16 protein-coding genes are annotated in these 19038 nt (G+C 67.1%); 13 read left to right on the plus strand and 3 right to left on the minus strand.

The annotated features are described in order from the left end of the window. The first annotated feature begins 159 nt into the window (after window positions 1–159). Genes D6860_RS01240 through nqrF form a run of 6 tightly spaced genes read left to right on the plus strand, consistent with a single transcriptional unit; the run spans window position 160 to window position 6012 of the window. Complete coding sequence (locus D6860_RS01240; RefSeq protein ID WP_076624520.1) at window positions 160–1503, plus strand: Na(+)-translocating NADH-quinone reductase subunit A; 1344 nt, start codon at window positions 160–162, stop codon at window positions 1501–1503. A 3-nt stretch (window positions 1504–1506) separates the two neighbouring features. Next, window positions 1507–2706, plus strand: coding sequence for an NADH:ubiquinone reductase (Na(+)-transporting) subunit B (locus tag D6860_RS01245; protein ID WP_076624519.1), 1200 nt, complete (start codon window positions 1507–1509; stop codon window positions 2704–2706). Next, window positions 2699–3508, plus strand: coding sequence for a Na(+)-translocating NADH-quinone reductase subunit C (locus D6860_RS01250; protein WP_017468443.1), 810 nt, complete (start codon window positions 2699–2701; stop codon window positions 3506–3508). Before D6860_RS01245 ends, D6860_RS01250 begins: the two co-directional genes overlap by 8 nt. Further along, window positions 3508–4161 carry an NADH:ubiquinone reductase (Na(+)-transporting) subunit D gene (locus D6860_RS01255; protein WP_017468444.1) on the plus strand — a complete coding sequence of 218 codons (654 nt, stop codon included), beginning with the start codon at window positions 3508–3510 and terminating at the stop codon, window positions 4159–4161. The genes D6860_RS01250 and D6860_RS01255 overlap by 1 nt, the downstream gene beginning before the upstream one ends. Next, window positions 4161–4769 carry an NADH:ubiquinone reductase (Na(+)-transporting) subunit E gene (gene nqrE, locus D6860_RS01260; protein WP_076624518.1) on the plus strand — a complete coding sequence of 203 codons (609 nt, stop codon included), beginning with the start codon at window positions 4161–4163 and terminating at the stop codon, window positions 4767–4769. The genes D6860_RS01255 and nqrE overlap by 1 nt, the downstream gene beginning before the upstream one ends. A 19-nt stretch (window positions 4770–4788) precedes the next feature. Further along, complete coding sequence (gene nqrF, locus D6860_RS01265; RefSeq protein WP_017467430.1) at window positions 4789–6012, plus strand: NADH:ubiquinone reductase (Na(+)-transporting) subunit F; 1224 nt, start codon at window positions 4789–4791, stop codon at window positions 6010–6012. A 95-nt stretch (window positions 6013–6107) separates the two neighbouring features. Here nqrF and D6860_RS01270 read toward each other — a convergent pair whose 3' ends face one another. Then, complete coding sequence (locus D6860_RS01270) at window positions 6108–6533, minus strand: YbaN family protein (protein WP_017467429.1); 426 nt, start codon at window positions 6531–6533, stop codon at window positions 6108–6110. A gap of 244 nt (window positions 6534–6777) precedes the next feature. Further along, entirely contained in the window at window positions 6778–8883 is a 2106-nt protein-coding gene (locus D6860_RS01275) for a TonB-dependent siderophore receptor (protein WP_076624517.1), read from the minus strand. Between the two features lie 129 nt (window positions 8884–9012). Here D6860_RS01275 and D6860_RS01280 point away from each other — a divergent pair, with 129 nt between their 5' ends. Then, window positions 9013–9954 (plus strand): helix-turn-helix transcriptional regulator, encoded by a 942-nt coding sequence (locus tag D6860_RS01280; RefSeq protein WP_076624516.1) that lies wholly within the window; start codon window positions 9013–9015, stop codon window positions 9952–9954. 253 nt (window positions 9955–10207) lie between these two features. Here the strand turns inward: D6860_RS01280 and D6860_RS01285 are convergent, their stop codons facing one another. Continuing rightward, complete coding sequence (locus D6860_RS01285; RefSeq protein ID WP_128549208.1) at window positions 10208–13891, minus strand: choice-of-anchor O protein; 3684 nt, start codon at window positions 13889–13891, stop codon at window positions 10208–10210. Window positions 13892–14179: 288 nt separating this feature from the next. On the opposite strand from D6860_RS01285, the gene D6860_RS01290 reads away from it, so the two are divergent. Genes D6860_RS01290 through D6860_RS01315 form a run of 6 tightly spaced genes read left to right on the plus strand, consistent with a single transcriptional unit; the run spans window position 14180 to window position 19018 of the window. Next, window positions 14180–15892 carry a GspE/PulE family protein gene (locus tag D6860_RS01290; RefSeq protein WP_076624514.1) on the plus strand — a complete coding sequence of 571 codons (1713 nt, stop codon included), beginning with the start codon at window positions 14180–14182 and terminating at the stop codon, window positions 15890–15892. Between the two features lie 3 nt (window positions 15893–15895). Next, on the plus strand, window positions 15896–17116 hold the full coding sequence (locus tag D6860_RS01295; protein ID WP_076624513.1) for a type II secretion system F family protein: 1221 nt from the start codon (window positions 15896–15898) through the stop codon (window positions 17114–17116). 18 nt (window positions 17117–17134) lie between these two features. Continuing rightward, window positions 17135–17587 carry a type II secretion system major pseudopilin GspG gene (gene gspG, locus D6860_RS01300; protein ID WP_076624512.1) on the plus strand — a complete coding sequence of 151 codons (453 nt, stop codon included), beginning with the start codon at window positions 17135–17137 and terminating at the stop codon, window positions 17585–17587. Continuing rightward, complete coding sequence (locus D6860_RS01305) at window positions 17571–18053, plus strand: GspH/FimT family pseudopilin (RefSeq protein ID WP_076624511.1); 483 nt, start codon at window positions 17571–17573, stop codon at window positions 18051–18053. Before gspG ends, D6860_RS01305 begins: the two co-directional genes overlap by 17 nt. Beyond that, window positions 18037–18414: a PulJ/GspJ family protein gene (locus D6860_RS01310; protein ID WP_076624510.1), complete on the plus strand. Its 378-nt coding sequence runs from the start codon at window positions 18037–18039 to the stop codon at window positions 18412–18414. Before D6860_RS01305 ends, D6860_RS01310 begins: the two co-directional genes overlap by 17 nt. Beyond that, a complete protein-coding gene (locus tag D6860_RS01315; protein ID WP_076624509.1) occupies window positions 18404–19018 on the plus strand; it encodes a prepilin-type N-terminal cleavage/methylation domain-containing protein in 615 nt (204 codons plus the stop codon). The genes D6860_RS01310 and D6860_RS01315 overlap by 11 nt, the downstream gene beginning before the upstream one ends. Window positions 19019–19038: the final 20 nt, after the last annotated feature.

Below are 19038 nucleotides of genomic sequence, written 5' to 3' on the forward strand. Positions count from 1 at the left end.
CCGATGAAGGATTGCGTCGCGATCGACGATCAGATGCTGGGCTTCTGAGCGAGTTCGCGGGGTGATTCAACATTAAACGACACAAAACATATTGAGGACCTTCCAAAATGCCGCGCCGCGGCGCATAAGACCGCGAAAAATGGACAGGACGATTAAGACGTGCAGCGATTTACCTTAAGAAAAGGTCTCGATGTTCCGGTGCTGGGGGCACCCGACGGCGGGATCGAAGACGCCCCGGCCGTCCGGACCGTCGCCATTCTGGGTGAGGACTACATCGGGCTGAAGCCGCGCCTTTCCGTGCAGGAGGGCGATGCTGTCGGAGCCGGCGCGCCGATTCTCACGCACAAGGACAACCCGCAGGTGCAGATCACCGCCCCGGTCTCCGGACGGATCAAGGCGATCAACCGCGGTGCCCGGCGACGGCTCATCAGTGTCGAGATCGAGATCGACCCGCAGGCCGCCGAGCCGGTGGATTTCTCGGGCTTGGGCGACCCGCACACCGCCGAGGGCATCACCGAGCGGCTCTGCGCGGCGGGTCTCTGGACCTCGTTCCGCACGCGCCCCTATTCCAAGGTGCCGGACCCGGAAACGCGCCCCGCCGCGATCTACGTGACCGCCATGGACAGCGAGCCGCTCAGCGGTGATGCCGCCGAGATTATCGCGCAGGATTCCAAGGCCTTCTACCACGGCCTTCAAGCGATCACGCATCTGACGGATGGCCACACATACCTGTGTCAGGACGCCGATTCCGAGGTGCCCGGCGCGGGGATCTCGGGTGTCTACGTGGCGGGCTTCTCGGGGCCGCACCCGGCGGGCCTTGCCGGTACGCACATGCACTTCCTCGAGCCGCCCTCCACCGAGAAGACGGTCTGGACGATCGGCTACCACGACGTGATCGCGATCGGGAAACTGCTCGACACCGGGCGCCTCGACTCGTCGCGGATCATCGCGCTTTCGGGGCCGCTCTGCCGCCGGCCGCGGCTGGTGCGCACCGTCGCCGGCGCCTCGATGACCGATCTCTGCGCCGACGACCTGAACACCAAGCAGCCGGTACGCGTGATCTCGGGCTCGATCCTGTCGGGCCGCATGGGCGACGGTCCCAGCGCCTACCTCGGGCGCTACGCGCGGCAGATCACGCTGATCAAGGAAGACCGCGAGCAGATCCCGATGGGCTGGATCCGTCCGATGCCGTCGAAATACGCGGTTCAGCCGGTGCTGGGCTCGGCCTTCACCCGCAAGCTCTACGCACTGACGTCGAACCTCAACGGCGGCCGCCGCGCCATGGTGCCGATCGGCACGTTCGAGCGCCTGATGCCGCAGGATTTCCTGCCGACGCAGCTTCTGCGGGCCTTGCTGGTGATGGACACCGACCAGGCGCAGGCGCTCGGCGCGCTGGAGCTCGACGAAGAGGACCTCGGCCTCGTGGGCTTCGCCTGCCCGGCGAAATACGAATACGGCATCGCCCTGCGCGACAGCCTCACCAAGATCGAAAAGGAGGGGTAGGCCTTGGGTCTGCGCAATTTCTTTGATCGGATCGAGCCGCATTTCACCAAGGGCGGCCGGTACGAGAAATACTTCGCCATCTACGAGATGGTGGAAAGCTTCATCTATACCCCCAAGACGGTCACGACCGTCGCGCCCCATGCCCGCTCCTACATCGACATGAAGCGGATCATGACCTACGTGGTCATCGCGACGATCCCCTGCATCCTCTTCGGGCTCTACAACACCGGGCTTCAGACCAACCAGGCGATCGCCGAATACGGCGCCTCGGGCTGGCGCGCGGCGATCATCGACGCGCTTGGCATCGGCTTCAACCCGGCGAACCCGCTGGCCAACATCCTGCACGGGCTGATGTATTTCCTGCCGATCTACATCATCACGCTGATCGCCGGCGGCATCTTCGAGGTGATCTTCGCCGTCGTGCGCGGCCACGAGGTCAACGAGGGCTTTCTCGTGACCTCGATGCTCTACGCGCTGATCATGCCGGCCACCGCGCCGCTCTGGCAGGTCGCGCTCGGCATCATCTTCGGCGTGGTCATCGGCAAGGAAGTGTTCGGCGGCACCGGCAAGAACTTCCTGAATCCCGCACTGGTAGGCCGGGCGTTCCTGTATTTCGCCTATCCCGCGCAGATGTCGGGCGACAGCGTCTGGGTCCCGGTCGACGGCTACTCGGGCGCAACCGCGCTCGCGGTGGGTGCCAGCGACGGCTACACCGCCCTGCCCCAGCACGGCATCACCTGGCTCGAGGCCTTCATCGGCACGATCCAGGGCTCCATCGGCGAGACCTCGACCCTCGCGGCGCTGGTCGGGCTCGCGTTCCTGCTGGTCACCAGGATCGCCAACTGGCGGCTGATCGTCGGCTGCCTGCTTGGCATGATCGGCTTTTCGACGCTGCTGAACCTGATCGGCTCGGACAGCAACCCGATGTTCGCGATGCCCTGGTACTGGCACCTTGTCGTGGGCGGCTATGCCTTCGGTCTCGCGTTCATGGTGACCGAGCCCGTCTCGGCGAGCCACACCAACGCCGGCCGCTACATCTACGGCGCGCTCATCGGCTTCATGGTGGTGATGATCCGCGTCATCAACCCGGCCTTCCCGGAAGGCATGATGCTCGCCATCCTGTTCGGCAACGTCTTTGCGCCGCTGATCGACTACTTCGTCGTTCAGGCCAACATCAAGCGGAGGGCCAAGCGCAATGCCTGAGACCACCCAGAACAAGGGACTTCTCCGTCGCTTCCTCGACACGCCGCCGGACAACGTCGGCAAGACCGTCTTCGTGGCCGTGGCGCTCTGCCTCGTCGCCTCGATGATCGTGTCGGCCGCGGCCGTGGCGCTGCGCCCCATCCAGGAAGCGAACAGCCAACGCGACAAGCGCATGAACATCCTCGAGGTCGCCGGCGTCTACGATCCGAACGTGCCGGTCGCCGAGGCCTTCGAGGCCTTCGAGCCGCATGTGCTCGACCTGTCGAGCGGCGAGTTCACCGAGGACTACGATATCGAGACCTTCGACGAGCTCGCCACCTCGAGCGACCCGGCCATCGTGCGGGCCCTCGACGAGGACCCGGCGGGGCTCGGCGGTCAGCAGCAGTATTTCCAGATGATCTACATCCTGCGCGACGACGCCGGAGAGATCGACAAGGTGGTGCTGCCGATCGAGGGCTACGGCCTGTGGTCGACGCTCTACGGCTTCATCGCGCTGGAAGAGAACGGCAACGACATCTTCGGCCTGCAGTTCTACCAGCAGGGCGAGACCCCCGGCCTTGGCGCCGAGGTCGACAACCCCCGCTGGAAGGCGCTCTGGAACGGCAAGAAGCTGCGCGACGAAGACGGCGTGCTGCAGATCACCGTGGCCAAGCAGCCCCCCGCGGCGGGGCGTGAGTATTACATCGACGCGCTGGCCGGGGCGACCCTGACCTCGCGCGGTGTCGACAACCTTGTCCGCTTCTGGATGGGCGAGCAGGGCTACGAGCCCTTCCTCGAGCGGCTTAAGGCAGGAGAGATCTGATGGCCCACAAACGCCAATCGCAACTTGTCGATCCGCTGATCGACAACAACCCGATCACGCTGCAGGTGCTGGGCATCTGCTCGGCGCTCGCGGTGACCTCGTCGCTCAAGGTGGCCTTCGTCATGGCCATCGCGGTGACGCTGGTGACGGGCTTCTCGTCGATGTTCATCTCGGCGCTGCGCAACCAGATCCCCGGCTCGATCCGGATCATCGTGCAGATGGTCATCATCGCGAGCCTCGTCATCGTGGTCGACCAGCTGCTCAAGGCCTTCGCCTACGAGATCTCCAAGACGCTGTCGGTCTTCGTCGGCCTGATCATCACGAACTGCATCGTGATGGGCCGTGCCGAGGCCTTCGCCATGAAGAACCCGCCGGTGGACAGCTTCATCGATGGCGTCGGCAACGGGCTCGGCTACGGGCTCATCCTGATGACCGTGGGCGTCATCCGCGAGCTTCTGGGCTCGGGGTCGCTCTTCGGCATCACCATCCTGCCGACGGTCAACAACGGCGGCTGGTACGTGCCCAACGGTCTGCTGCTGCTGCCGCCCTCGGCCTTCTTCGTGATCGGCCTGCTGATCTGGGCGGTCCGCACCTGGAAGCCGGCGCAGAACGAAGAGCGTGAATACAAGATCCAGACGGTGGAGGCACACTGATGGAAGGGCTCGTTTCCCTCGCCGTAAAGGCGGTTTTCGTCGAGAACCTCGCGCTGTCGTTCTTCCTCGGCATGTGCACCTTCCTGGCCGTGTCGAAGAAGATCGCCACCGCGATCGGGCTCGGCATCTCGGTGATGGTCGTGCAGGCGATCACGGTGCCGGCGAACAACCTCATCCTGAACTACTTTCTTGCCCCCGGCGCGCTGGCCTGGGCCGGCTTCCCGGACGTGGACCTGACCTTCCTCGGCCTGATCTCTTATATCGGGGTGATCGCCGCGCTGGTGCAGATCCTCGAGATGGTGCTCGATAAGTATTTCCCGCCGCTCTACAACGCGCTGGGTGTCTACCTGCCGCTCATCACGGTGAACTGCGCCATCCTCGGTGGCTCGCTGTTCATGGTCGAACGCGCCTACGACTTCCCCGAGGCAATGACCTACGGCCTGTCCTCGGGCTTCGGCTGGGCGCTGGCGATCACCGCCATGGCCGGCGTGCGCGAGAAGCTGAAGTACTCCGACATCCCCGACGGGCTGCAGGGTCTCGGCATCACCTTCATCACCGCGGGTCTGATGGCGATGGCCTTCATGTCCTTCAGCGGCGTGAAACTCTGAGGCGGGAGACAGTCAGGAAATGCTAACGTTCAGCCTTGGCGTCGTCCTTTTCACCCTGATCGTGCTGGCGCTGGTGACCATCATCATCGCCGCCCGGTCCAAGCTGGTGTCCTCGGGCAACGTCAACATCACCATCAACGACGAAAAGACCATCTCGGTCCCGGCGGGCGGCAAGCTGCTGCAGACGCTGGCGGCACAGAAGCTCTTCGTGCCCTCCGCCTGCGGCGGCGGCGGCACCTGCGCACAATGCCGGGTGCGCATCTTCGAGGGAGGCGGGTCGATCCTGCCCACCGAGGAGAGCCACATCACCAAGCGCGAAGCCGCCTGCGGCGACCGCCTGTCCTGCCAGGTTGCGGTCAAGCAGGACATGAAGATCGAGGTCCCCGAAGAGGTCTTCGGCGTCAAGAAGTGGGAATGCACCGTGCGTTCCAACGAGAACGTCGCGACCTTCATCAAGAACCTCGTGCTGGAGCTGCCCGAGGGCGAGGACGTGAACTTCCGCGCCGGTGGCTACATCCAGATCGAGGCGCCCGCGCACAAGCTGTCCTACAAGGACTTCGACATCGAGGAAGAATACCGCCCGGATTGGGACAAGTTCAATCTGTGGCAGTACGAGTCCACCGTCGACGAGCCGATCGAGCGCGCCTATTCCATGGCGAACTACCCCGACGAAAAGGGGCTCATCATGCTCAACGTCCGCGTCGCCTCGCCGCCGCCGGGCACCACCGGCATCCCGCCGGGGCAGATGTCGTCCTACATCTTCAACCTCAAGCCCGGCGACAAGGTCACCATTTCCGGCCCGTTCGGCGAATTCTTCGCCCGCGACACGAACAAGGAAATGGTTTTCATCGGCGGCGGTGCCGGCATGGCACCGATGCGCTCGCACATCTTCGACCAGCTCAAGCGCCTCGAGAACCGCGACCGCAAGATCACCTTCTGGTACGGCGCCCGCTCGAAGCGCGAGATGTTCTTCGTCGAGGATTTCGACCAGCTGGCCGAGGAATTCCCGAACTTCGAATGGCACGTCGCGCTGTCCGACGCCCTGCCCGAGGACGACTGGAAGGGCTACACCGGCTTCATCCACAACGTGCTCTACGAGGAATACCTCAAGGATCACCCGAACCCCGAGGACTGCGAGTTCTACATGTGCGGTCCGCCGATCATGAACCAGTCGGTCATCAACATGCTGCTCGATCTCGGCGTCGACCGGGAAGACATCATGCTTGACGACTTCGGCGGCTGAGCCGGATCACATCACGAGACGCGAACGGGGAGGCTTCGGCCTCCCCGTTTTTGTTTTGTCGATGCGGATGGCCTGCCTAGGCCGGGCAAAGTCGGTCAGGAGCGGTTGCGCGTCGGCGGTTCGGGCCGGGTCAGGATGAAGAGCGCCGCGCCCGACAGGCAGACCGCCTGGATCGAGATGGCGAGCGTCGAGAGCCCCAGCCCGATCGACAGTGCGATGCAGCCCGCCATGGCGATGATCGCGGCGCGCTTGGCCCGGCGCGGAATGGCGCGATGCCGTTCCCAGTCATGGATCGACGGACCCAGCCTTGGGTGCTCGATCAGCCAGGTCCGCAGTCGCGGGCTGCCCCGCCCGAAACAGGCGGCGGCAAGCAGCACGAGCGGCGTGGTTGGCAGCAGCGGCAGCACGATGCCCACCACGCCGAGCCCGAGCGCAGCCCAGCCGAAAGCGATCCAGACGAGCCGGAGACGGCCCGTGCCCTCGGCGGGCTTGGTCGGAGATGTGGCGACCGTGCGTGGCATGTGCTGCTGCCTCGTGGAAGTGTGACGCGTGCGCTGCAAGATAACCCGTCGATGCCCGGCGGCAAATGCGTCATTCTCGAATGCGCGCCGTTTCCTGCCGGCCGAGGGCCGCGAATGACCTCGCCAGCCCGCCCGTCGGCCCTGCCTGCGGGTGGAACGGGACGAAACGCAAAAGGGAGCGCGGCCTGCCGCGCTCCCTGCTGATGTGGGTATGGTTCGTTGGCGGCAAGAGCCGGCCGGCCCTTCAGAACGACTTGGTGAGCGAGACGTTGAAGGTGCGCGGCTCGCCGCGGAAGTTGAACACCGTCGCGCTGCCGACGCGGGAATAATATTCCTCGTCGAACACGTTATCGACACCGGCGCGCATCACCAGCCCGTTGTCCCAGCTCTTCGACGCCATGAGATCGACCGTGGTGTAGGCCGGAGCCTCGACCCCGCGCGAGGAGAACTCCGACATCCGCGTCACCCGTCCGCCGAAGCTCCAGCCCTCGAGCGCGCCCTCGGTGAAGTCGTAGCTGCCGGTGAGCTTGAACATGTGCTCGGGCGTGTAGGTCGAGAAGGCGTCGCCCTCGTTGGCGCCGTTGAGATACTCGGTGTCGGTGTAGGTGTAGCCCGCCGCGAGGTGCAGACCGGGCATCACCTCGCCCGCGGCCTCCAGCTCGATCCCGCGAGAAGAGACCTCTTCTTCCGCCTCGTAGTAGTTCTCGCCGACGATCTGCAGCGGGCGATTGACCTCGCGCAGGTCGAAGAGCGCCGCGGACACGTCCAGACCATAGGCCAGCCGGGCCTTCACGCCGAGCTCGTACTGCCGCCCCTCGATCGGGTCCAGCAGGTCGCCGCCGCTGTCCACCTCGGACTGAGGGATGAAGATCTCGGAATAGCTGCCGTAGACCGTGGCCTCGGGGGTCACGTCGTAGGTGAAACCGGCGAAGGGCGTCACCTTGGCCTCGACGTCGTAGCTCTCCGAGGACACTGCCCCGGTCGACAGGTTGGTCGTGTCCACGGTGCCATCGTACCAGCTCAGCCGGGCCCCGCCGATCAGCGTCAGCGCGTCGATCGGCTTCACACGAACCTGGCTGTAAAGGCCGGTCGAGGTGGTCTCGGTCTCGGTGCGACTGCTGTAGCTGTAGGCGGGCTTTGCGATGGCGCCTGCGTTCCAGTCGTCGAGGTCCCAGCTGCCGGAGATCGAGCCACGCGCGCCCGACATGGTGCTTTCGACCTTCTGCCAGTCGGCACCGACGATGGCGGTGGCGTCCCAGCCACCCAGGGCGAACGGCAGCTCGGCGTGCAGGTCGAGCGCGAGGCTGTCCTGATCGAACTCGCGCGCCAGCCACGACAGCGACGAGATCGTGTTGTCCGCATCAGCCGAGGAGCCCGAGTAGCCGTAGAGCATGTCGGCATCCTGCCACGACCGGCGCATCGAGAACTTCACCCGGCCGCCGCCCGCAAGGAAATGCTCGGCGGCCAGCACCGCGTCGGTGGTTTCATTGTCGAAGTCGTTCCAGTCGGGCGCGGTGGTCGCATCGACATCGGTCCAGATCAGGTCGTTGTCGGCATAGGCCGGCAGCCCGTTGAAGGGCGCGATGTCGCGCTCCATGTGGCTCAGCGAAAACGTCAGCTCGGTGTCGGGCGTCACGTCCCACGCCAGCGTGCCGTAGTAGCTCTGGACCCCGTTCTCGACCCCGTCGACGAAGCTCTCGCCGTCACCGTAGGCGGCGACGAAGCGGCCGCGCAGGGTGCCGTCCTCGTTCAGCGCGTCCGACACGTCGACCTCGACGCGCCCCTGGCCATTGGAATCGGCCGAGAGCGTCGTGTAGCCCTTGAGCTCGGTCGCCGTGGCCTGCTTGAGCCGCATGTTGATCGAGCCCGCCGGCTCACCGGTGCCGATGAACAGACCCGCCGGTCCCTTGAGCACCTCGACGTGGTCGACGATGGAAAGGTCGGGCTGGGTGCCGTAGATCGAGCTCACCGGCGCGGGAAGACCATCGAAATAGAGATAGTCGAACTCGTAGCCGCGCGAGAAGATCGACGAGCGGCCGGTATCGTTATTGAGGATCATGATGCCCGGCGTGTCGGCCAGCGCATCCTCGAGCGCGGTATAGCCGCCGTCCTCGATCTGCTTGCGCGTGATCACCGTGGTCGACTGGGGCACCTCGCGCGGTCCCATCGTCGCCTTCTCCCCGACCGAGATCAGGTCGGTGGTGTAGCTGTTGCTATCCTCGGTTTCGTAACTGGCCCCGTCGATCTGCAGCTCGCCGAGATAGACGCTGTCCTGCGCAACGGCGGGCGTCGACAGCGCGGTCGTAAGCAGGAGCGCGACGCGCGTGGATGGATGGCTGAGCGATGTCATCACCTTGCCCCTCATTTTCTGACTGTTTCTATCAGTTTCTAGGGTGTAGGGATGGAGCTAGCCAGCGGGTCCCCTTCGCGAGCCGGTCAGAAACCTTTTCCGAAACGCCAAAATCGGGGACCGGCACGGATGAACCGGATCACGCTTGCAGACATCGACCGCGGACTGCGCAGCGGTATCGAGGATTTCGCCACGACGCTGCCGCCAGAGCGCGTCGTGCTGAGCGGCGCGCGCGTCGGGACATCGTTGCCGTCGGGCCTCTGCATCAACCTTCAGGACACCTTCGTCGAAGCGAGTTTCGAAACCCGGCTCATACGCCCCGCCAACGTCGCGCTGCACCTGATGCTCGAGGGCAGCGTCTCGGCATGGCTGGACGGCGCGCCGCTGACCTTCGGCCGCGCACCGGGGCGGCCTCCGCAGATCGTGTTCAGCGCGCTCGACCGGCCGGCGGCGTTCCATCGGCGCTTCGAGCATGGCCAGCGCCTGCGCAAGGTGACGGTCCTCGTCTCATGGGACTGGCTCGCCGAACGGGGGATCTCGCGGCAGGCGTTCATGCAGGGCGGGCCCCGGCGAGACGAACGCTGGCCGGCATTGCCGCAGGACATCGCGGACGCCGAGGCGCTGCTCGCGGGCGGCGCAGAGAACGGCGCACTGCAAATCTTCGAGCGAGAGGCCTTTGCCATGCGGCTGGTCAGCCGTGCGATGGCGCGCCTTGCGCCGGGGCAGACCGGTCTGCGGGGGCATGAACGGGACAAGCTGGCAAGGATGGAGGCGCTGGCCGCGCGCCCCGGCCCCCTGCCCGCGCTTGCCGAGATCGCGGCGGCGGGCGGTGTCAGCCAGTCCACCATGCGGCGCCTCTTCCGGCGCGCGCATGGCGCCCCGGTGCTGACCCGCCTGCGGGCGCTGCGGATGGAGCGCGCGGCCGAGGCGCTCGACACCGGGGCGACGGTCGCCGAGGCCGCGCGACTTGCCGGCTACGAAAGCGCCCCGGCCTTCGCCACCGCCTTTCGGCAGACCATGGGCACGAGCCCGTCGCGATACGCCGGAACCCGCAGGGGCTCTTTGGCGTGATGCCTACGAGAAACGGGAACGGCATCGCAACCTAGTCGCCCAGCGCCGAGGTTCACGTTGCAAGGACCATGAGAACGGGACCCTGCGCACGGACAAGCGTTCGACGGCCTGTCCTTCGCGCCTGGACCGGCGAACAGCGCCGCGCCCAGCGCGGCGGCAAGGATCACGGCGATACGCAAAAGGACGGGCCGCCCGAAGGCGACCCGTCTAATGGTCTTTGCGGGGCCGGTTCTGACGACCGGCCCGGCGTCGGTTACTTGACCGGCCTGTCGGCCATCGCCGAGTTGGTTCCCGGCAGCGTCCAGGCGTTCTCGGACGAGATGTAGTCGTCGATCCACCAGACGCGGCGCGCCATGGCTTCCGACTCGACGATGTGTTCCATGCTGTCGTCCTCGAAGACCCACTGCGACCAGGCGCCGTAGAGCTTGCTGCCGTCCTGCTTGGCTTCCAGGTCGGCCTCGCTCGAGTGGGTATCACCGGCAGAGTTCAGGCGATCGAACTCGTTGCAGAAGCCGCTGCCTTCGACCACCTCGGAGACCGTGTCGTCCCCCTGCGGGTTCGACGGGTAGCAGAAGGTCGCGTCGGCGGATGCGGTGTCGGTCTCGGCCCAGACGGTGTAGTCGTCGCCGAAGCTTTCGCCACGTCCGTAGAACAGGTCGAGCGGTTCGGCTTCGCCCTCTTCGACGGTGCTGTTGTCGCCGGTCTCGAAGACCATGAAGTAGCGGGACGGGTCGCGCAGTTCGCTCTCGCCGGTCCGCGGATCGACGCAGGTCATCACGCTGCCGTCGATGGTCGGGTCTTCAAGGTTGACGCATTCACCCTCGATGATGCTGACCTGACGCGGGCCACCCGTGGGCGCATACCTCGGATCGAGCGTGGTGATCCGCATGTTGTGATGCTGGGTGACGTTGCGCGCCGCCTCGGCCACGCCTGCGCCGTACTCGGAACAGATCATCGGCTCGACGGACTGCGACACCTGGCTTTCCTCGGACCGGTAGACCTGGCAGGTCACCGTGCCGTCACCCACGTAGAGCGCGCCATTGCTGGCGGTGAACGACGCGGGCAGCGTGGTCCAGGTGTCCCCGCCGTCGAACGACCGGCGGACGTAAAGGTCGTAGCGGTCGTTGCCACGGGCATTCAGACGCCAGTTCGGCGACCACGCGTAGAGGTACATCACGAAATCCCCGTCGAGGAAGCCGCGGTGGCCCTTGGACACGTCGAGCGGGTTGTACCAGCTCTGGTCGTTCATCGTGGCGAACACGTCGTCGCGATTGTCGGTGTCACAGGTCACGCCGTCGAAGTCGCCGCTGATCTGCGTGCCGTCCGACGGGCACTGGTGCCAGGTGAGCACCTTGGTGGTGTCGCCTTCGCCCTGTGCGTAGCCCTGCAGGATCGGTCCGGCCGGGTCATTCTGCGGGAACACGAGCTGTCCGTAGGTCGAGGAGGTGAAGTCCACGGTCGGGCAGTCGATCGTCGCATCCGACGCGGTGTCGATGCAGGTGTCGGGAATGGCCGCCGACAGGTTCGTCGGGGAAGCCGTGCAGATGCCCTCCGGGTAGTAGGGGTTCGACCCGTCCGTCAGGATCCAGCCGCCGACGCCGCCCACCGGGTCACAGACCACGTTGGAGAAGGCGTAGGGGTTGTTGTCCAGCCCTTCGACATATGTCTGCGCATCGACCTTGATCCGCCGGAACATGGTGTCGGCCGGTCCGCCCTGGCGCATCGCGCCCTGTTTCCACGACGGGATGGCCACGGTGCCGCCTTCGGAGTTCACCCCCTTGGCGATGCCCTGCGCGAGCAGGCTCGAGCGACGCGCGATCTCGGTGTTGTAGAGATCGTAGTTGTAGTCGCCGAAGTCCCACATCTGGACCGTGTTCAGCACCGGGTAGAACTCGCCCGTGCGCCAGTCGATTTCCGGCTGGTTGAGCAGGTTGCCCTGGCTGACGAGGCTCTGCACGAGCCCGTTCGGATGAGCGGCGGTATCCGAGGTGGCAGGTGCCCCCATGTCGAAGCTGAAGTACCACTGGTTCTTGCCGATGTCGGCCGAGCAATCGGGGTCATCGGTGGCGTCCTCGTCGCAGGGCGTGCCGTCCGGCCAGAAGGCGAAGCGGCCGAGACCCTTCGATTCCTCCGTCGCGACGATCACCCAGCCGCTGTCGGTTTTGCCGTCACCGTCCGAGTCGTAGCCCTGCAGCGAGGTGCGCGGCCGGGTCGCGGCGGTGTTGGCGAGGTTCGGCAGGCCGTCGTCGTTCACGCAGATCAGACCGAGTTCGTCGTTCTGTCCCTGCGGGATGTTGGCGGTGTCCTGGCAGAAGTTCTGCAGCCCGTAGTCCTGCGCCACGGCGTAGTTGCAGTAGCTGAACAGCTCGGGGTCGAGCGGATCCTTGGGATCCCAGTACTTGTCGACCGTGCACTTGTTGTTGTTGGTCAGGCGCATCGGCACGGCCCAGGGCACGTAGGCCTGGGGCCGGCCCGTGGCCGTCAGGTCATGGTCGGCAAGGTTCACCGGCGTGCCCGCCGGATCTTCGGGGTTCTCGACGAGGTTGGCATATTCCCACGGCAGGAAGCTGTACCAGACATCGGTCTGGCTGTGCGCAACGGCACCGCTCCAGCCTTCGCCCGGGCCTTCGCCCTGTCCGGGACGCAGCCCGTCGGGGTCTTCCTGCCAGGTCATCACGAAGCCCGCGCCTTCAAGCGCATGGACCTCGACCCGGTAGGGATCGCGGCGGCCGGAGGTCAGCCGCTCGGGCTTGGTCCAGACCATGTGCGTCTCTTCGGTGTCTTCGGTTCGTGGATCGTCACCGGGCAGAAGCACCCCGCGCGAGGTCCAGAGGCAGCCGAAGGGCACCTCGCCGGCCTGCGGATAGTCCTCCTCGGCGAAGTCGATCGAGCCCTGCGACCCGGCGACCCCGAACAGGTCCGTCAGGTAGAGGTCCTGGCTCACATCGACATCCAGCAGGGTTTCCAGCGCGGTCCGCTTGGCGAGTTGCTCGTCCGAGAGTCCCTCGTCGGTGCCGTCCCACGCGATCGAGTAGCCCGGCTGCCCCTGCTGGCAGTAGCGGCTGGTCCAGGCGACCATGGCCTTGTTGCCGGAACTGGCCTGCGCGATGCTGTAGGCGCCACCGGGGTATTCCGTCAGGTCGAGGCCGCTGCATTGTGCCTCCGTCTCCTCGGAATAGCTTACCGGGACCGGCGCGCTCACTTCGCCGTCCACCACCGCCGCGATGCGGCAGGGCGCGTTCTCGGCGCGGACCACGCGTTCCAGATCGAACTCGGTCGTGTTGTTGCGGACGTTGAAGGCGAAGACGTCATCGCCGGTATCGGCGTTGATGATCTGGACGCGCTTCACGCCGTCGTCGTTGTCGACCTCGCCCACGATGTTCAGACGGCCGACGTTCTTGTTGCGCTCGATCCACTCCGCGCTTTCGAGAAACACGGAATCGCTCACCGCGTGGTTGCCGCCATGCTTGGAGGTTCCCAGCGTGAACGAGGTCTGATCCGCCGACTGCGACAGGTTGGTGGTCTTCCATGTCTCGCCGTCATCGAGACTGACCGCCGCGAAGCTGTCCATGAAGCTGTGCAGGAAGGCGGTGCCCTCGACCTCGACGGCGGGGCCATAGAGGAACACGTTCACGAGCGGCTTGGCCGTCTCGAGCGTTTCCACGAGGTTGCCGTCCACGTCGAAGTATTCGATCGGCTCCACGAGCCCGCTTGCGCGCTGCGTCGGAACGTAGAACTGCAGCATGTCGGTGAAGGCATGTTCGGCCTCGGGGATCTCCGAACCGAAGACCTCGTCGGGTTGCACGGTCAACTGGTTGTCGACCCGCGTTCCCGTCAGCCGCTTGATGGTGTTCTCGCCGTCATCGGCGAGACCCGGGATGCTCGAGGCGAGCAGCAAGGCTGCCGTGCCGCAGAGCAATAGCGATCGTTGTCTCATCGCGAATGATCCCCCTCTTGTCTCTCTTTCACACGTCGTGACACTCGGAACAGGGAGGACGCGTTCGACGCACGCCGTGCTCTGCCCCATACCCTGAATCCAATCGCTTTGCCGCGCTTGCGGCATTGACGACGATCAAGACGGACGCCTCCATATTCAGATATTGTTATCCAAGGCTGGCACCGGGCTGCATGCCCGATGCCTTCGCGACGTGCAGCCCGGGACGGTGGGCACGAACCGGAGAAGCCACGACGAAAGACGCCTCTGGCAAAAGGGGATCGGCAGGCCATGTCCGCGATGGACCGCAATATCGACGACGTGCAGCGGGCGCTCGGCGAGGCGCTCGTCGCATCGGGCAAGCTCGACCGCGCGGGTCTCGACCGCGCGATGCGGCTGCTCGAGCGCAGCGGCGGGCGCAACCTGCCCGACGTGCTCACCCGGCTCGGGCTCGTGCAGGAGCGCGACCTCGCGGCGGAACTTGCCGGCCTGCTCGGGCTGCGACAGGTCTCCGTCGCCGACCTTCCCACGGATCCGCTGGGGCTCGAGCACATGAGCGCGCGTTTCCTGCGCGCGCGACGGATGCTGCCGATGGCCGAGACCGACGCAGGCTACCTCGTGGCCATGGCCGACCCGCTCGACCGGTTCGCGATCGAGGCCTTCGAACTGGCCGCCGGGCGCCCGGTGACCGTGGCGGTCGCCGAGCCCGCGCTGATCGAGAACGCCATCGACCGGCTCTATGCCGCGCCGCAGGATGTGGCCAACGGCACCGCCCCCGATGCCGAGACCGCCGAGGTCGACGTCGAGCGGCTCAAGGATCTCGCCAGCGAGGCGCCGGTGGTCCAGTTGGTGAACGGGCTGATCGCGCGCGCGGTCGAGGCGCGCGCCTCGGACATCCACATCGAGCCGCACGAGCACACACTGCGCGTGCGCTACCGTATCGACGGGGTTCTGCAGGAAGAGGCCCGCCTGCCCGACCGCCAGCGCGCCGCCGTGGTGTCGCGGCTCAAGATCATGGCCCGGCTCGACATCGCCGAGCACCGGTTGCCGCAGGACGGTCGCATCAAGACCGTGGTGCGCGGCAAGTCCATCGACATCCGGGTCTCGACCCTGCCCGTCATGCACGGCGAGTCGATGGTGCTGCGCCTGCTCGACCGCGACGCGGTGGCGCTCGACTTCGACGCGCTCGGGGTTCAGGCGCCGGCGCGCGGCATGCTCGACACCATCCTGACGGCGCCGCACGGCATCTTCGTGGTCACCGGCCCCACCGGCAGCGGCAAGACCACCACGCTCTACGCCGCGCTCAGTGCGATCAACAGCGAAGGGCGCAAGCTCGTCACCGTCGAGGACCCGGTGGAATACCAGCTCGAGGGCGTGAACCAGGTGCAGGTGAAACCCTCGGTCGGGCTGACCTTCGCCGCGGTGCTGCGCTCGATCCTGCGGCAGGATCCGGACATCATCATGGTGGGCGAGATCCGCGACGCCGAGACCGCCCGCATCGCGGCGCAGGCGGCGCTGACCGGCCACCTCGTGCTGTCGACGCTGCACACCAACGACGCCGCGAGCGCCATCACCCGCTTTCTCGAAATGGGCGTCGAGGACTACCTGCTGACCTCGACGCTCGAGGGGCTGGCCGCGCAGCGGCTGGTGCGCCGGCTCTGTCCGCACTGCCGCGCGCCCTACACCGCGCTGCCGGAGATCGTCGAGCAGTTCGGGCTCGACCGGTACACACCCGACGCCGGTCGCGACGGCATCACCCTCTATCGCGCCTGCGGCTGCGAGGCCTGTCGCGGCAAGGGCTACCTCGGTCGCACCATGCTGGTCGAGGTGCTGCCGATGACCGACCCGATCCGCAGCCTGATCCTGCGCCACGCCGAGGCGCAGGAGCTGCACCAGGCCGCCGTTGCCGAGGGCATGCGCACCATGTTCGAGGACGGTCTCGCCAAGGTCGTGCAGGGCGTGACGACCCTCGAGGAAGTCATGCGCACGACGCGGGAGGGCTAGGCCATGGCGCGGTTCCAGTACAAGGCACTGGTGCGGGGCGGCGAGGTGGTCGTGGGCCAGGTCGACAGCGACAGCCGCGCCGGCGCCATCGGGGTGCTGCGTGGCCAGGGCATGGTGCCGCTGCAGGTCCAACCGGGGCGTGAGGCTGCCGCGCGCCGCACGCTCTTCGGCGGGTTGTTCCGCCGGCGCCGCGTCTCGGACAAGGACCTGATGCTGTTCACCCGCGAGTTCGCCATCCTGCTCGGTGCCGGGCTGCCGGTGGACCGGGCGCTGTCGATGCTCGACCGCATCCTCGACGACGGGCCCTTGCGCGGCGTTGCCGGCGGGCTGCTCGAGGCGATCCGGGGCGGCAGCCCGCTCGCGCAGGCGATGGAGGCACGGCCCACGATCTTTCCCGCCTTCTACATCGGCATGATCCGCGCCGGCGAGTCCGGTGGCGTCATGGTCGACGTGCTCACCCGGCTCGGCACCATGCTCGAGCGGCGCGAGGCGCTGAAGGCCAGCGTCCGCTCGGCGCTCACCTACCCGATGCTGGTGCTCGCGCTGACCGGCCTCTCGCTCGTGGTGCTGCTGGTCTACGTGGTGCCCGAGTTCCAGCCGATGTTCGAGGAAAGCGGCATCGAACCACCGCTCTCGACCCGTATCGTCTTTGCCGCCTCCGAGACCGTGAGCCGCTGGGGCTGGCTGCTGGCGGCGGGCCTGCTGGTCCTGCTGCTGGCGCTCCGGGGCATCGGCCTCGGCGAGCGCAACCGGCGCCGGCTCGATGGCTGGATGCTGCGGGCGCCGGTGATCGGCGGGCTGCTGCGGCGGATCGAGACCGCCCGCTTCTGCCGCAGTCTCGGCACGCTGCGGGCCAATGGCGTCGTGCTGATCGAGGCCATCGGCGTTGCCGCCGGCACCCTGTCGAACCGCGCCGTGGCCGAGGCCGCGCGCCGGCTCGCGGGGCCGCTTGCGCGCGGCGAGGGGCTGGCCAGGCCGATGCGCCGCAGCGGGTTGTTCCCGCCGCTGGCGCTGCAGCTGATCGAGGTTGGCGAGGAAAGCGGCGAGCTGCACCCGATGCTGCTGCAGGTCGCCGACATCTACGACACCGAGGTCGAGCGCGCGCTGCAACGCGCGCTGGCCCTGCTCGCGCCGGGGGTGACCATCCTGCTCGGCGCGGTGATTGCCTTCATCGTGGGCTCGATGCTGGGGGCCATCCTCGGCTCCTACGATCTCGCGATGTGACCACCGGAGGACAAGACGATGACAGACACGGCTCTTACGCCCCGCAGCACCACGCCCCGCAAGGGCGAGCGCGGCATGACGCTGGTCGAGCTGCTGGTGGTGCTGCTCATCCTGTCGCTGATCGCGGCCTTCGCAGTGCCGCAGGCGATCAAGTACCTCGGCGGCGCACGGGCCGACGCGGCCGGGGTGCAGGTGAACCGGCTGACCTCGATCCTCGATCTCTACGCGCTGGACGTCGGGCACTACCCCTCGACCGACGAGGGGCTCGCAGCCCTGATGGAGGCGCCACGCGGCGGGGCGGCGGGCTGGAACGGCCCCTACCTGCGCAAGGCCGACGCGCTGACCGACCCCTGGGGGCGCGCCTACGAGTATCGCGCGCCGGGGGACCACGGCCCCTTCGACCTCTGGAGCCTCGGCGCGGACGGTGCCGAGGGCGGCGATGGAGAGAACGCGGATGTCACGAGCTGGTAACGGCAGATGCGTCGGGACCGGCACGGCCGGTGGCTTCACGCTGGTCGAGCTGCTGGTCGTGATGACGGTGATGGCGGCGGTGGCGGCACTGGCCACGCCGATGCTCGACCGCGTCGCGCCACGGCTCGAACTGCGCGCGGCAGCGCAGGATCTCGGGACCGCGCTGCGTGCGGCCCGCAGCGCCGCCCTGCGCGACAACCGCGAGACGGTGGTGCTGATCGATGTCGAGCGGCGGCTCTTCCGCACCGGCAGCGCCGGTCCGGCCAGCTTCCTGCCCGAGGGCACGGCACTCACCCTGCTCACTGCCACGCGCGAGCGGCTCGACGAAGCACGGGGTCGCGTGCGGTTCTACCCCGACGGCACCTCGACCGGCGGCGAGGTCCGGCTCCGGCGCGGGTCCGCGGATTACACGGTCGGGATCGACTGGTTCGACGGCACGGTGAGGGTCCATGACACGGAGAGCTGACAGCGGGTTCACCCTGATCGAGGTGCTGGTCGCCTTCGCCATCCTCGCGGTGACGCTGACAAGCGTTTCCGGCGCGCTTTCGAGTGGCATGATGCAGGAACGCGCCGCGGACCGGGCCACCGCGCGGGTGCTTGAGGCGCGCTCGATCCTCGACCGCATCGGCGCCGACCTGTCCCTGCGCGAGCCGCTCTGGACCGGGACGCTCGCCACCGGCGAGCCGTGGTCGGCAACGGTGCGCCCGCTCTCGGAGACCGGCGACACGCCCTTTGCCGCCTATGACGTGGTGCTCACGGTCGCGGGCGGCAACGGCCCGGCGCTGACGCTGCGCACGCTGAAGCTCGGAGGCTGGCATGGACGCTGACCGCCACGATGCCGGTTTCACGCTGGTCGAGTTGCTGGTGGCACTGACGCTGCTGGCGCTGCTCGGCACGCTGATGCTCGGCGGCTTCCAGTTCGGCGCGCGCAGCTGGGAGCGCGTGGCCGAGGTTTCGGACCATCGCGACCGGGTGGCGCTCACGCAGTCCTTCCTGCGGCGCAGGCTGGGCGACCTCTCGGCACCGGCCGGGCTCTACCGGGACGCGGACACCGCCGCGCTGCCGCTGCAGGGCGAGGCCCACGCGATGCGCTTCGTCTCCGAGTGGCAGGCAGGCCCGGCGGTCTCGGGTCTTTACCTGTTCCGACTGTGGCACGACGCCGAGGGTGCCGAGGTCCGGCTTGGCTGGCAGCAGGTGAGCGGCAGCGCCACGGCCACCGGCGGCGAGGCCGCACAGGGCGAGCGCGTGCTGCTCGAGGGCGTGAGCGGGCTCGACATCGGCTATTACGGTGCGCGGCCCGATGCCTCGCAGCGCGGCTGGTCCGACCGCTGGGAGAGCCGCGAAGGGGCGCTGTCGCTGGTGACCCTCGAGGTCGCCTTTACCGACCCGCAGCGGCTGTGGCCGCCCTTCGCCGTGGCGCCGGGCATGTGAGGCCGGGGAAAGGAGTGTGA

It is taken from the genome of Salipiger sp. D13, from assembly GCF_003703915.1.
Lineage (GTDB): Bacteria > Pseudomonadota > Alphaproteobacteria > Rhodobacterales > Rhodobacteraceae > Salipiger > Salipiger profundus.